The organism is Oceanobacillus sp. FSL H7-0719 (genome assembly GCF_045040795.1).
Lineage (GTDB): Bacteria > Bacillota > Bacilli > Bacillales > Amphibacillaceae > Oceanobacillus.
Genome location: NZ_CP150301.1, coordinates 2,440,548 through 2,455,625 on the forward strand (window position 1 = coordinate 2,440,548; position 15,078 = coordinate 2,455,625).

The 15,078-nt window shown below is 40.7% G+C and carries 12 protein-coding genes; all 12 read right to left on the reverse strand.

The window, feature by feature from the left end:
* Positions 1 to 137: 137 nt before the first annotated feature.
* The 12 genes from fsa to NST93_RS12695 all read right to left on the reverse strand — a co-directional run bounded on the left by fsa (position 138) and on the right by NST93_RS12695 (position 15,070).
* Positions 138 to 782, reverse strand: coding sequence for a fructose-6-phosphate aldolase (gene fsa, locus NST93_RS12640; RefSeq protein WP_405097559.1), 645 nt, complete (start codon positions 780 to 782; stop codon positions 138 to 140).
* A 39-nt stretch (positions 783 to 821) separates the two neighbouring features.
* On the reverse strand, positions 822 to 1,676 hold the full coding sequence (gene fba / locus NST93_RS12645; protein WP_405097561.1) for a class II fructose-1,6-bisphosphate aldolase: 855 nt from the start codon (positions 1,674 to 1,676) through the stop codon (positions 822 to 824).
* A gap of 289 nt (positions 1,677 to 1,965) precedes the next feature.
* Positions 1,966 to 2,337 (reverse strand): response regulator, encoded by a 372-nt coding sequence (locus tag NST93_RS12650; protein WP_405097563.1) that lies wholly within the window; start codon positions 2,335 to 2,337, stop codon positions 1,966 to 1,968.
* A 1,009-nt stretch (positions 2,338 to 3,346) separates the two neighbouring features.
* Positions 3,347 to 3,472, reverse strand: a complete 126-nt coding sequence (locus NST93_RS12655; RefSeq protein WP_405097565.1) for a hypothetical protein — start codon at positions 3,470 to 3,472, stop codon at positions 3,347 to 3,349.
* Between the two features lie 206 nt (positions 3,473 to 3,678).
* A complete protein-coding gene (locus NST93_RS12660) occupies positions 3,679 to 5,277 on the reverse strand; it encodes a CTP synthase (RefSeq protein ID WP_405097567.1) in 1,599 nt (532 codons plus the stop codon).
* A 198-nt stretch (positions 5,278 to 5,475) separates the two neighbouring features.
* Complete coding sequence (gene rpoE / locus NST93_RS12665; protein ID WP_405097568.1) at positions 5,476 to 6,003, reverse strand: DNA-directed RNA polymerase subunit delta; 528 nt, start codon at positions 6,001 to 6,003, stop codon at positions 5,476 to 5,478.
* A gap of 911 nt (positions 6,004 to 6,914) precedes the next feature.
* The gene (icmF, locus tag NST93_RS12670; RefSeq protein ID WP_405097569.1) at positions 6,915 to 10,157 is read right to left on the reverse strand and encodes a fused isobutyryl-CoA mutase/GTPase IcmF; all 3,243 of its coding nucleotides are present in this window, start codon (positions 10,155 to 10,157) and stop codon (positions 6,915 to 6,917) included.
* Between the two features lie 168 nt (positions 10,158 to 10,325).
* Positions 10,326 to 10,943, reverse strand: coding sequence for a TetR/AcrR family transcriptional regulator (locus tag NST93_RS12675; RefSeq protein ID WP_405097571.1), 618 nt, complete (start codon positions 10,941 to 10,943; stop codon positions 10,326 to 10,328).
* Entirely contained in the window at positions 10,930 to 11,880 is a 951-nt protein-coding gene (gene meaB / locus NST93_RS12680; RefSeq protein ID WP_405097573.1) for a methylmalonyl Co-A mutase-associated GTPase MeaB, read from the reverse strand. The genes NST93_RS12675 and meaB overlap by 14 nt, the downstream gene beginning before the upstream one ends.
* 22 nt (positions 11,881 to 11,902) lie before the next feature.
* Entirely contained in the window at positions 11,903 to 13,042 is a 1,140-nt protein-coding gene (locus NST93_RS12685) for an acyl-CoA dehydrogenase (RefSeq protein ID WP_405097575.1), read from the reverse strand.
* Between the two features lie 12 nt (positions 13,043 to 13,054).
* Entirely contained in the window at positions 13,055 to 14,188 is a 1,134-nt protein-coding gene (locus tag NST93_RS12690; RefSeq protein ID WP_405097577.1) for an acyl-CoA dehydrogenase, read from the reverse strand.
* A 30-nt stretch (positions 14,189 to 14,218) separates the two neighbouring features.
* Positions 14,219 to 15,070, reverse strand: a complete 852-nt coding sequence (locus NST93_RS12695) for a 3-hydroxybutyryl-CoA dehydrogenase (protein ID WP_405097579.1) — start codon at positions 15,068 to 15,070, stop codon at positions 14,219 to 14,221.
* Between the last annotated feature and the right edge of the window lie 8 nt (positions 15,071 to 15,078).

The following is a 15,078-nucleotide window of genomic DNA, read 5'->3' on the forward strand; positions in this document are numbered from 1 at the left end:
CGGCTCTTTTTATCTTCCTTTTTGCACAGCCGCCTAATCTACATTTATTTATGCAGCTGGAAGAGCTTTCTGCTTTTCCAGCTGCCATTTTTACCATCTTTTATATAATCTTTACTATTTCCTGCAATATCATGCAATTATTTTGTTGCATTTTCCCAGTCAGCCAGGAAACGCTCGATACCTGAGTCTGTTAATGGGTGTTTCACGAGCTGCTCAAGCACGTTGTAAGGAATAGTTGCGATATGTGCACCGTTTAAGGCTGCGTCTGTAACATGTAATGGATGGCGAATAGATGCTGCAATAATTTCTGTTTTAATATTATGAATATCAAACATGTCAGCGATTGTAGCAATCAGCTGCATTCCATCATGACCAATGTCATCTAAACGGCCTAAGAATGGTGATACATATGTCGCACCAGCACGTGCTGCAAGCAATGCTTGATTCGCATTAAAGATAAGCGTCACATTCGTTTTGATATTTAATTCACTGAATGCTTTTACAGCTTTCAGACCTTCAAGTGTCATTGGCACTTTCACTGTAATGTTCGGTGCAATTGCAGCAAGTTCTTTTCCTTCTTCAATCATGCCTGCAGCATCTTCTGCAATAACCTCTGCACTGACAGAGCCTGACACTTCTTCCGTTATTTCACGCAAACGATCATGGAAGGAAACACCTTCCTTCGCAACAAGTGACGGATTCGTCGTTACACCAGCTAAAACTCCCAGCTCATTTGCATCGCGGATCTCATCAATATTTGCTGTATCGATAAAGAATTTCATTCTGTTCCCTCCATTTTTCGATCTTTTAATTTCTGTTATTTATGCTTGGTTAGATGAACCAAATTCTTGCATTTTAGATTTAACAGTTGCTTTGATTGCTGCTGTACCTGGACCTAAATATTTACGTGGATCATATAGTTCCGGTTTTGCATTCAATACTTCGCGAACCGCTTCTGTTTGTGCAATTTGGTTCTCTGTATTTACGTTAATTTTTGCTGTGCCTAATGAGATTGCTTTTTGAATATCTTTTGTCGGGATACCTGTTCCACCATGAAGCACAAGTGGAATCTGTACAAGATTAAGAATTTCTTCCATTTCTTTAAAACCTAAGTTCGGCTCTCCTTGATATGGTCCATGAACAGAACCAAGTGCTGGAGCTAAGCAGTCCACATTTGTTTCTTGAACAAGCTGTTTACATTCTTCAGGATTAGCATACATAATTCCGCCAATCACACCATCTTCTTCGCCGCCAACTGTTCCAACTTCTGCTTCAACAGATACGCCGTGAATATGTGCAAGTTCAACTACTTGTTTTGTAGTTTGAATATTTTCTTCAATTGGTGAATGAGATGCATCAATCATTACTGATGTAAACCCAGCATGGATTGCTTCTGCACATGCCTTGAAGCTTGAACCATGATCAAGATGGATTGCTACTGGAACCGTTGTACCGTATGTTTCCATTAATGCTTTTACCATTGCAACAACGACTTTATAGCCACCAATATATTTCGCAGCTCCTTCAGATACTCCCAGGATAACAGGAGATTTTTCTTCCTCAGCAGCCTGCAAAATAGCTTGAGCGTATTCTAAGTTATTTAGATTGAACTGTCCAATTGCATAGCCATTTTCCTTACCTTTTTCAAGCATTTCTTTCATAGATACTAACGCCATTATGTTTCCCCCTCTAATTAGGTAACAATATTTCGATTTGATTTCTACAACAATCTCATGATATGTATTCAGTATCCCTTGATTGGTTAAAATCCAATCGACTTGTATAGTATAAGAATACCAACTCCTGTTAATCGGTGCAACTTCTTGGAGTTTAATCGCGCTAAATTCTTAACAAAATATCGAATCTTTCTCTCTCTAATTCCCCCTGAATTTTTAAAAAAGAATGATTGTAGAACTGTTTTTTATATAAATCTAAAAGAATGCCAGTAATAAAAAATGTAAAAAATTAGTACTTAAATTCCTCAATAATACCTTTGATCATTTCGGGAATCTCTTGAATATTAAATGGCTTTGCCAGAAGATCTTTGACTAAAGGATAGCCTTTTAATTCGTCTTCAATCTTCTCTGCCAGTCCGCTCATAACAATTGCGGGAACGTTTAAATTCTGTTTCTCTATTTTTTTTAACACTTCCACTCCATCAATTATGGGCAGTTTATAATCTAGAAGAATTAAAGAAAACCGCTTTTCCTTGAGCTTATCTAAGGCTTCCTTTCCTGTGCTTGCAGTAGTTGTATTATAGCCTGCATCTGTCAAAATATCCGTTAGTAATAGACGGATTCCCGGTTGATCATCGACAACTAATATTTCTTCCCCCATTTTTCGATTGCCCCCCCCAATTAATCTCCAATCATATTTGTCTTCTCTATCTTTACATGTTTTTCCTGCTTTTTCTTCCTAATTTTCGAAAACCATTGCAAATTATGAACAATTTATGAGTTATTGCCTATTGCCCGACTCAACTTACGCACTACACGTTATTAAGATGTCTTCCCCGTCATACTTTTTTACTTTTCTGCGGGTGCATGGGCTCTAATAAGAACATGCGGTGCATCGCATGAAGGCGGCTAAGCAGACATACGCAAAAAATACGTTGGGACAAAAGAAAGATAATTTAATAAAATCCGAACGATACTTTAAATTCGTTCGGATTTTAAGTGGAATCCTGATGCCCTTAATTCAGAATAATGTTTGTTTTGCTCTTTCCCTTATTCCTTTTGGAAGTCCACAGTCCAAATACTCCTCGCTTTCCGTGGGCGGCTGGTAAGCTCCGACGCACAGGACGTGCTAATGCAGATGTTGCCACAGGACGTGGCGTACTTAATCTGCCTTCGTGCTACGCACTACGCGGTCTTACCGATGCCTTGGCTCCCACTGGAGTCTCGGAGTATTTAGACTGTTCCGGCTAAAAACGGATGGTTATTTCATTGAATGAAGTCAGAAGATATGCATGTTAATTATTCTAATATTGTTTTTAGACTACACACTGTCATAATTTCAATTGTGATTCCAACACGTTCTTTTATTTTTATTTTGTTATTTCAGTAAGAACACTAAATAGTATTTTCAGCACAAAGCAGCCCGAATACACGAAAAGCGAAGTGTATTCGGGCTGCTTTGTGCTAATTAGCTTATTTTGCGTTCTAATTATAGTTATAAAAGAGTGGCTCCTTGTCTTAAGCTATCGGCTGAAATGCCTGTATGTGTATACTTTAAAATAGTCTAGTGAAATTAACATGCATATCTGCTGCCAAAATTCAATGAAATAACTATTCGTTTTATCCTGAGAGCATTCCAAATGCGCCGAGACTCCTGCAGGAAGAGAGGCCTAGATGAGACCATGGAGTGCATCAGCACGGGGCAGATTAAATACGCCACGTCCTGTGGCAACATCTGCACTAGCACGTCCTGTGCGTCGGGGCTCATCAGCCGCCTGCGGAAAGCGAAGGGGCATTTGGAATGCGGACCTTCAGCAGGATAATCAAACAGCAAAACGAATATTACTCTGAATTAAATTAATCAGCACTTTGTATCGACTATGAATCATTTTCTAGTTATAAAAGTTAACATTAAAAGCTCTTTATTCGATAATGTTCGTCTTTTATTTGGCTGGTATTAGTTAAGTCCTGGCCTCTTTGATTTTATATTCTTTTCGTTTGTTTATGCTTTTACAGATGCACCGATAAATCCTTTAAATAGAGACTGTGCACGTGTTGGGCGTGATGTGAATTCTGGATGGAATTGACACGCAACAAACCATGGGTGATCTTTCAGTTCAATAATTTCTACCAGCCGTCCATCTGGGCTTGTTCCTGAGAAAACAAAACCTTTTGATTCAAGCTGTTCACGGTATTCATTATTGAATTCATAACGATGACGGTGGCGTTCCTCAATTAGATCTTTATCATCATATGCCGCTTTTGCTTTCGTTCCATCAACAAGCTTACATGGATACGCACCAAGTCGCAATGTGCCGCCAAGATCAAGTACATCCTTTTGCTCAGGCAGCAGATCGATAATTGGATGTGGTGTGTTTGGATCAATTTCTGCTGAATGTGCATTTTCTAAACCTACAACATTCCTTGCAAATTCTACAGATGCAAGCTGCATACCCAAACAAATACCTAAGAATGGAATGTTATTTTCTCTTGCATAACGAATTGCTTCAATTTTTCCATCAATTCCACGATTGCCAAAACCACCAGGTACGATTATCCCATCAACATGTGATAGTTCTTCTTCAATCGCTTCCTTCGTTAACGTTTCGGAATTAATCCAGTGCACATTCACTTCTGTATCAAAGTCATAACCCGCATGCTTCAAGGATTCTACTACAGAAAGATAGGCATCAGGCAATTCCACATATTTCCCTACAAGACCAATTTCCGTAACCTTGGAAAGATTTCTTACTTTATCAACGAGTTTTTTCCATTCTGCCATATCTGCTTCTGGATAAATCAGTCCGAAGTGATCCATTACCAGCTGATCTAAGTGCTGTTCTTGAAGTGAAATTGGAATTTGATATAGTGTGTCTGCATCTGGCATTTCGATAACTGCCTGTTCATTAATATCACAGAATAGAGCAATTTTCTCCTTCTGCTCCTTGCTTACTTGTTCCTCTGTTCGCAATACGATAATGTCTGGCTGAATCCCTAAAGAACGCAATTCTTTCACACTATGCTGTGTTGGTTTCGTTTTTAATTCACCTGCAGCTCTAATATATGGAACAAGCGTACAGTGAACATACATTACACTATTTCTGCCAACTTCATTTTTAATTTGACGAATTGCTTCAAGGAAAGGAAGAGACTCAATATCTCCTACTGTACCGCCAATTTCCGTAATGACAACATCTGCGCCCGTTGCCTCACCTGCACGGAAAACCTGATCTTTAATTTCGTTTGTAATATGCGGAATCACTTGAACCGTGCCACCAAGATAATCGCCACGGCGTTCTTTCTTAATTACACTGGAGTAAACTTTTCCTGTAGTAATATTGCTGTATTTATTTAAATTAATATCAATAAAACGCTCATAATGTCCTAAGTCTAAATCTGTCTCTGCTCCATCATTTGTAACAAAGACTTCACCATGCTGATATGGACTCATTGTTCCCGGGTCTACGTTAATGTATGGGTCAAATTTTTGAATTGTCACCTTTAATCCACGATTTTTCAATAGCCGGCCTAATGAAGCAGCTGTGATTCCTTTTCCTAATGAAGATACAACGCCACCTGTTACGAAAATGTATTTAGCCACTGTTTTCCCTCTTTCTTTCCTGTTAGTCTATTTTATATGTTGCCCGTTTAAAACCCAGACAATCACGTACAATTTAAAAGTTGGCCCAAAAAAAATAAAAGCGTCTTCCCAATTGAAACTGGGAAAACGCCTGTAATCGAATTTAAGGAGCCCAAATAAAATTTTACTCATTCTTAAATAAAAAGTCAAGCAGCCCTTTTATATATTTTCTTCTTCTTCGTCATCTTCTTCATCGAGTGACAAATCTTCTTCTAGTTCTTCTTCATCTGCATCAAGTTCTTCGCCGAAGTCTTCTTCGTCTTCGTCCAGTTCATCCAGTTCTTCTTCGTCGTCTGCTTCCTCGCCCAATTCCAGCAGTTCCTCTTCATCATCAAACTCTAAAGACTCTTCGTCTTCATCGTCTTCATAATCTTTTTTCTTCTTCGATTTGCGTTTCGCCTTCGGTGCAGGGGTAATCTCTTCATCCGCCTGATCAACTGGGTACCACTGTTTTAGTCCCCAAACATTTGAACCGAGGGTCATGAAACGGCCGTCTACGTTTAATTCCGTGAAAAACTGGGCAATGTTTTCCTCTTTTAGTTTTTTCGTAAAGCCTTTAATTTCAGCTATTTGGTCGTAAATTTCTTGAAATGACAATGCTTTTTTCTCGTCCCTTAAGATAAGACTTGCTAATTCCAGCATTGATTTCTTTTTTAATTCTTCGTGGCTAAATTTATCTAAGCTCACGTTAACGCACTCCCTTTACAATATATTAATGAATGGCATTTGCCTTCTCTAGCTTACAAGTTGAATTGTTTTATCGCTTGTCCTTCGTTCGGCATTCGTTTAGTAATCGTTTGATATTTGTTTATTTCGTCAGCAAAGGATAAACATACCTTTCATTATATACAACATTATGGTGTTTATGCTAGGGATAAACGATAAAAAATAAAAGAAAAGCAAATATATGAATTACTTTCATTTATCACAGGCTAAGTGGCAGTAATACCCCACCTCAAAATTGGAGATGAAATGAACATTTTAGCTGGGGGAAACTGCCTCTATTCGCCCAATTGGTTCGACCGAAAAAGTCCAGGTTCTGGATGTAACAGCCGCAGAGAGCATTTTCTTTTTCCAAATAAGTATGAAGCAGAGACAAAAGAAATATAATTTAATAAAATCCGAACGATAGCTTAATCTCATTCGGATTTCAAGTGAAATCCTGACTCCCTTAATTCAAAGTTACATTTGTTTTGCTCTTTCCCTTATTCCTTTTGGAAGTCCACAGTCTAAAAACGGATGGTTATCTCATTGAATGATGTCAGAAGATATGCATGTTAATTATTCTAATATTGTTTTTAGACTACACACTGTTATAATTTTATGTGTGATTCCAACAAGTTTTTTATTTTTATTTTGTTACTTCAATAAGGACACTAAATAATATTTTCAGCACGAAGCAGCCCGAATACACGGAGACTCCTGTGGGATGAGAGGCATAGGTGAGACTGCGAGTGCTTTAGCACGAGTGGCTCACCAGCCGCCCACGGAAAGCGAAGTGTATTCGGGCTGCAATTTTCCAGGGGAGTATGCAAAATACTGAATTAAGGTAATCAGTATTTTATATCGACTATGAATATTACCCTATTAATTGAGCTCTACATATTTCTTCTGTATTGTCCGCCGACTTGGTAGAGGGCGTTTGTAATTTGGCCAAGGCTGGCTGTTTTTACTGTTTCCAGCAATTCTGCGAAGATATTCCCTCCAGATACTGCTGTTTGTTTTAATTTATTTAGTGCTGCTTCCGTTTTTGCTTCATGCTGCTTTTGGAATCTGCGCAGTTCTGTAATTTGATGCTGCTTTTCTTCCTGTGAAGCACGTGCGAGTTCCATGGAGTCGATGTCCTCATCTGAAGGCGGCTTTGGATTTACGTAGGTGTTCACCCCAATAATCGGGAGCTCCCCAGAATGCTTTTTATGCTCATAGTAAAGAGATTCTTCTTGAATTTTTCCACGTTGGTATTGACGCTCCATTGCACCTAGTACACCGCCGCGGTCATTCATTTTTTCAAATTCCTTCAATACCGCTTCCTCGACAAGGTCGGTTAATTCATCGACAATAAAGGATCCCTGGGTGGAGTTTTCATTTTTCGTCAGGCCAAATTCTTTATTGATAATCATTTGGATTGCCATTGCCCGGCGAACAGATTCCTCAGTCGGTGTAGTAATTGCCTCATCGTAAGCATTTGTATGCAGCGAGTTTGTATTATCCTGAATCGCCAGCAAGGCCTGCAAGGTTGTACGAATATCGTTAAAGTCAATTTCCTGGGCATGCAGGGAACGTCCTGATGTCTGAACATGATATTTCAGCTTTTGACTGCGTTCACTTGCACCATATTTTTCTCGCATGGTGATCGCCCAAATACGGCGTGCCACTCGGCCAATTACTGTATATTCCGGATCCAGGCCGTTTGAGAAGAAGAAGGACAGGTTTTGCGCAAATTTATTTACATCCATCCCGCGGCTTAAATAATATTCAACATAGGTGAAACCATTTGCCAATGTAAAAGCAAGCTGTGTAATCGGGTTCGCCCCTGCCTCAGCAATATGATAGCCGGAAATGGAGACAGAATAATAGTTGCGAACACCATGGTCAATAAAGTATTCCTGAATATCTCCCATCATGCGCAGTGCGAATTCGGTTGAGAAGATACATGTGTTTTGCCCTTGGTCTTCTTTTAATATATCAGCTTGAACGGTTCCTCTGATAACAGCAATCGTTCCTTCTTTAATTTCCTGATATTCCTCACTATTTGGTTCACGCCCATGCTCTTCTTTAAACTTTGCCAGCTGCTGGTCAATTGCAGTATTAAAGTACATTGCCAGTATAATTGGAGCTGGACCATTGATTGTCATGGAAACGGATGTTAATGGATTGGTTAAATCAAAACCGGCATACAGCTTTTTCATGTCATCAAGTGTACAAATATTTACGCCGCTTTCCCCGACTTTCCCATAAATATCCGGACGTTCTGCTGGGTCTTCACCATATAGTGTGACTGAATCAAATGCTGTGGAGAGACGTTTTGCCTCAGCATCCTTAGATAAATAATGAAAACGGCGATTTGTTCTTTCCGGTGTACCTTCGCCGGCAAATTGACGTGTGGGATCCTCGCCTTCTCTTTTAAACGGGAACACCCCTGCAGTAAACGGAAAGGAACCTGGCACATTTTCCTTCATCATCCAGCGCAGACGCTCGCCCCAATCTTGAAAACGCGGAAAGGCTACTTTCGGTATTTTCAAGCCAGAAAGTGATTCAGTCGTAATCTCGGTTACAATATCTTTATCACGAACCTTAAAAGTCATTGTTTCTTGACCATATTTCTCCTTCGTCTCATCCCACGAATCAAGCAGTTCCATTGCGTTTCTATCCATTTTCTTTTCATATTCGCTCATCGTTTGTTTAATGAGTTCTTTTGCTTCGTCATCCTCAATGAGCTCCATTACACCTTTCAGCTGATACAGTTTTCTGGCAATCTCACTTTGCGATTCTATTTTTTGGTTATAACTCCGAATATGACTCGCAATTTCTCTTAAATAATGACGGCGATCGGAAGAGATAATCTGGTTTTGCTTTTCTGAGAGAACGTTTCTTTCAAAATCTACCGTTTCCTCCCAATTATATCGCTCATTCAATGTATCGATAATTGCTGCAAATAAAGAATTTGTTCCCTTATCATTAAATTGACTCGCAATCGTTCCAAAGACTGGGAATGTCTTCTTATCCTTGCCAAAGAGCATTCTGCTGCGCTCAAATTGTTTGCGCACTTGGTTTAATGCATCTTCAGATCCGCGTTGTTCAAATTTATTAATCACAATAAAATCTGCATAGTCGATCATATCAATCTTTTCCAGCTGTGACGGAGCCCCGTATTCTGCTGTCATCACATACATCGATAAATCGGTTATATCAGTAATCGCTGCATTCCCCTGGCCAATCCCGCTCGTCTCAACAATTGCAAAATCACAGCCTGTCGTGCGGACAACATCGAGCACATCATTAATTGCTGAAGAAAGTTCATCACGGGATTCCCGTGTCGCCAAAGAACGCATGTATACGCGATTATTAAAAATGGCATTCATGCGAATACGGTCGCCAAGCAAGGCACCACCTGTTTTTCTTTTTGTTGGGTCAATCGATATAATGGCAATTTTTTTGTCAGGAACTTCATTTAAAAAGCGGCGGATTAATTCATCTGTAAGTGAACTTTTACCAGCTCCGCCAGTTCCAGTTATCCCGAGCACAGGCAGGTTTTGATTGCCTTTTTCTCGAAATTCCTTTAGCAGTTTTTGCTTTTCTTCTGAATCACTATCTGTATTCTCCATATACGTAATAAATCTTGCGAGTGCATCTCTTTCTCCCTGATAGAGACGTGCTTTATCCTTTTCACGATTGATTGGCGGCAATGTATCGCACTCTTCCATCATGCGATTAATCATTCCTTGCAGCCCATATTTCCGGCCATCCTCAGGTGAAAAAATCCAGTCTACGCCATATGCATGAAGCTCCTTGATTTCTCGCGGTATAATTGTTCCGCCACCGCCGCCAAATACTTTAATATGATCTGCGCCAAGCTCTTTCAACAGATCAACAATATACTTAAAATATTCGACATGTCCGCCTTGATAAGAAGATATAGCAATCGCTTGTGCATCTTCCTGAATTGCTGCATAAACTACTTCTTCAACCGAACGATTATGCCCTAAATGGATAACCTCTGCCCCTGTCGATTGTAAAATCCGCCGCATGATATTAATCGATGCATCATGTCCATCAAACAGACTTGAAGCAGTAACAAAGCGGATTGGATTTTTCGGCTGATAAATTTCTATTTGCTCCATGAATCTTTCTCCCCCTTAAAAGAATAGATTTTTATCAAAAACGTAATCATTAGATGAATAACAGCAATTCACCTGCTGCTGCAAATGGTTACCCACGCAGAAAGCGAGAGACATGCAGACTCCGCATTTCCAGCAGAAAAGTCATGATTCACTCTCATTGCTTCAACTTCATGCTTTCTCTGCAATGCCATATAAATTAAGTTCAATTTGCAATGCTGCATACGCTTCAATGGTGTATTGCTTCTGAAGAATCCAGCGGCGAAAAGCCCACATATGTCCTTGGACAAATATATTATTTGCTGCAATGGCCACCTCTTTAGCAGAAAGCTGCTCCGGAAAGCAGGCCATAATGACACGTTCAAGCATTGCTACTGTATCTTTTTCCTTTTGAAGCACATATTTACGCGTTTCTCGATTTAAGCCTTTAACCTCTTGATAAAGAACAAGAATTTCTTCCTGCATTTCATCCATCAATTTATAGTAAGAAGTCATTATTTCTTTGAGACTTTCCAGGGAGGGATTTTCCATCTGCATTGCTGAGTTGAGCCGTTCACCCAGCTCCTCATAAATCCCGTCACATACAAGAAAAAGCACATCTTCCTTCTTGCGGATATATTCATATAGGGTGCCAATGCTAAAACCGGACTCTTTTGCAATTTCTCTTGTCGTCGTCTGATGAAAACCCTTTTCTTTAAATAAAGTCATTGCACCTTTGATCATCTGATCACGACGCTTTTTAATTAAATCCTGGTCTTTTACGGAGGAGAGAATTTCATCCTTCTTCATTTTTCCAGTCTCCTTCCTTCTTCCAGCGTGCATACCAATCCCTTGCAAGCTGATATGGATCTGCATCTGCTTCAATTGGCTGAACCTCGTGTCTATTTTCAATAAACCCCTGAACATCCCGCCAGATTTCTTCACGGATTAATTCATAAACTTCGAGCTCCTGCTGGAAGACTCGTTTACGTTTGCCTTCCTTCGTGCTGTAAAGATAATCATGATGCTCTTTTAACTTATTCCACAGTTTATCGATTCCTTTGTTTTCTGTTGTGATGGTTTTTACAATCGGAACCTCATACGTCTCCGTGGCAGTCATCATGACTAACTCCTTCAACAAGGCCTTCAGTTTCCCAAAACCATGAAGATCTGCTTTATTAATAACAAATAAGTCAGCGATTTCCATAATGCCCGCTTTAAAAATCTGCAGAACATCACCACTATTCGGCGTCAGCACGACAGCTGTTGTGTCTACAATTTTCATAATATCCAGCTCAGATTGGCCGACACCGACAGTTTCCACCAGGATGACATCAAACCCATATGCATCACAAACACGGATGGCATCTTTTGTCGCCCGAGCGAGACCGCCTAAACTCCCCCTTGTTGCCATACTGCGAATGTACACACCATCATCATTAAAATGCTCGTTCATGCGCACCCGGTCACCTAGCAATGCACCGCCACTGAAGGGACTCGTCGGATCTACCGCAATGACAGCAACGGTTTTCCCTTCATTGCGGATTTGTGTGATCAGCCGATTAACAAGGGAGCTTTTTCCTGCACCAGGAGATCCAGTCAGACCAACATATACTGCATTCTTTTGCTGGGAAAAAACATCGCTCAGAAGCTCAAGCTTTTCCGAATGGTCATTTTCAACCATCGTAATTGCTCGTGCTAAAGCACGAATATCCTTCTTTTTCATCCGTTCCACTAATTCATGCATATTGGTCTTCCTTTCAAAACTTTTATTTCGTCAGCATTCTTCCAATCACAAGACGCTGAACTTCATTTGTGCCTTCGTAAATTTGAGTGATTTTTGCGTCACGCATATAGCGCTCTACGGGATAGTCCTTCGTATATCCGTACCCGCCGAAAATTTGTACAGCTTCGACTGTGATCCGCATTGCAGCATCTCCCGCAAATAGTTTCGACATGGCGGATTCCTTGCCATACGGTTTGCCCTCGCTTTCCAGCCATGCTGCTTGATATGTTAAAAGACGGGCTGCTTCTATCTCTGTCGCCATATCCGCAAGCTTGAAGGAAATCCCTTGGTTATGTGCAATCGGTTTCCCGAATTGCTCCCGTTCTTTCGCATAATTCACCGAAGCATCCAGCGCACCTTGTGCAATTCCTAACGCTTGTGCAGCAATGCCATTTCGGCCGCCATCCAGCGTTGTCATGGCAATCTTAAAGCCTTCTCCTTCTTCACCAAGGAGGTTTTCTTTAGGGATACGGCAATTTTCAAAGATTAATTCTGTTGTTGGTGATGAACGGATGCCAAGTTTTTTCTCTTTTTTGCCAAAGGAAAAGCCTTCTGTTCCTTTCTCAACGATAAATGCACTGATTCCTTTGTGTTTTGCGGACGGATCCGTTTTCGCAAAGACAATATAAATATCACCAACGCCACCGTTTGTAATCCAGACTTTACTTCCATTCAAGATATAATCATCACCGTCTTTTTTTGCTGTCGTTTTCATTGCAGCAACGTCACTTCCAGCGCCTGGTTCGGATAATGCATATGCTCCAATTGCCTCACCAGTTGCAAGACGATAGAGGAAGTTTTTCTTCTGTGCTTCATTTCCATACGTAAAAATTGGCCAGCTTGCTAAAGATAGATGTGCTGACAAGGTAACCCCTGTCGAAGCACAAACACGTGAGAGCTCTTCTACAGCAATACAATAGCTTACATAGTCTGCGCCAATTCCACCGTATTCTTCCGGCCACGGAATCCCAGTAAGGCCGAGTTCAGCCATTTTATCAAAGATTTCTCTGTCAAAACGCTCTTCCTCATCCCGTTCAGCTGCTGTCGGTTCCACTTCCTTTGTTGCAAAATCACGGACCATTTTCCGAAGCATTTCCTGTTCTTCTGTAAGTTGAAAATTCATCCTTCTCTCCCCTTATCCCAAAATATTCTTAGCAATAACGATATGCTGGATTTCATTTGTACCTTCATAAATCTGTGTGACCTTCGCATCCCGGAAAAATCTCTCTGCAGGATAATCTTCGGTATAACCATAGCCACCATAAATTTGGACTGCTTCAATCGCTGTTTTCATCGCTGTATTTGATGCATACATTTTTGCCATCGATGCTTCTTTGCCGCATGCTATATTGCGTCCTGCAAGATCTGCTGCCTGGTAGACGAGCAGCTTTGCTGCCTCAACCTGTGTACCCATGTCTGCCAGTTTAAAAGAGATTCCTTGATTATGCGCAATCGGCTTTCCAAACTGTTCTCTTTCTTTCGCATAGAGAACAGCATGCTCAAGCGCAGCTTCTGCAATACCAAGTGCCTGGGCTGCAATGCCAATTCGCCCATTATTCAAATTGGCCATGGCAATTTTATAGCCCTGCCCCTCTTCACCGAGCCGTTGTGATTTTGGCACTCTGCAGTTATCGAAGCTCAGCTGTTTCGTGCCTGATCCGTGCAGTCCCATTTTTCTTTCCGGCTTTCCGATTTCAAACCCTGGTGTATCTTTTTCAATAATGAAGGCACTGATTTCTGTTGCTTCTTTTCCTGTTCTCGCAAAAGTAATATACGTATCCGCAGCTCCGCCGTTTGTAATAAACACTTTGGAGCCATTCAGAATATAATCATCCCCATCTGACTTTGCTGTCGTCCTTAAATTCGCAGCATCAGAACCTGCACCAGGCTCTGTCAGGGCAAAGGCTCCAAGATATTCTCCAGAAGCAAGCTTAGGCAGATACTTTTTCTTTTGCTCTTCTGTTCCAAAATATAAAATTGGATTCGTGCCAACCGAAGTGTGAACAGATAGAATAACGCCTGCTGTTGCACTGACTTTCGAAATCTCATGGATGGCAATAATATAGGACATATAATCCATTCCACTGCCGCCATATTCTTCAGAGATGGGAATTCCCATTAAACCAAGTTCACCCATCTTTTGTACGATTTCAATTGGAAAACGGTCTTCCTTTTCCATTCGTTCAATTTCTTTCGTTATTTCATTTTGCGCAAAATCACGCACCATTTTCCGCATCATTTCTTGTTCTTCTGTAAACTTCAAATCCATATGCTGTGCCTCCCTTGTTGTATGAAGCTATTAATTATATTCGTAAAATCCTCGGCCAGATTTCTTGCCAAGCCAGCCAGCCTTTACATATTTTCGAAGTAATGGGCATGGACGATATTTACTGTCACCAAAGCCTTCATACAGCACTTCCATAATATAGAGACATGTATCAAGTCCAATAAAATCTGCCAGTGTGAGCGGGCCCATTGGATGATTCATCCCGAGCTTCATCACTGTATCAATATCCTCAGGTGAAGCGACACCCTCGTATACTGTATAAATTGCTTCGTTGATCATCGGCATTAAAATCCGATTCGCAGCAAAGCCTGGAAAATCAGCTACCTCTACCGATGTTTTATTCAGGTCTTCTGTCATTCCCGCAATCGCTTCATAGGTTTCATCACTCGTTTGAATCCCACGAATGACTTCAACGAGCTTCATCACTGGTACTGGGTTCATAAAATGCATGCCGATAACTTGCTCCGGACGATTTGTCGCTGCCGCTATTTCTGTAATTGGCAAGGAAGATGTATTTGTCGCCAAAATTGCATGGGCCGGTGCGATTTCATCTAATTCACGGAATACCTTTGTCTTTACTTCCATATTTTCAACGATTGCCTCAATAACTAGATCACAGTCTTTCGCATCCTCGAGGGCGGAAGAAGCCGTTAGACGTCCAAGGGTCTGCTCCTTCTCATTTTCTGTAATTCTCTCTTTTTCTGCAGCACGTGTTAATAGTTTGTTCATGTTATTCATGCCTTTTTCTAGTGCAGCTTCATTCATATCATTTAGCAGCACCTCAAAACCGGCTTGTGCAGTTACCTGAGCAATTCCTGCTCCCATTTGTCCTGCACCGATGACCATCACCTTTTTAATTGGCATATCTCTTC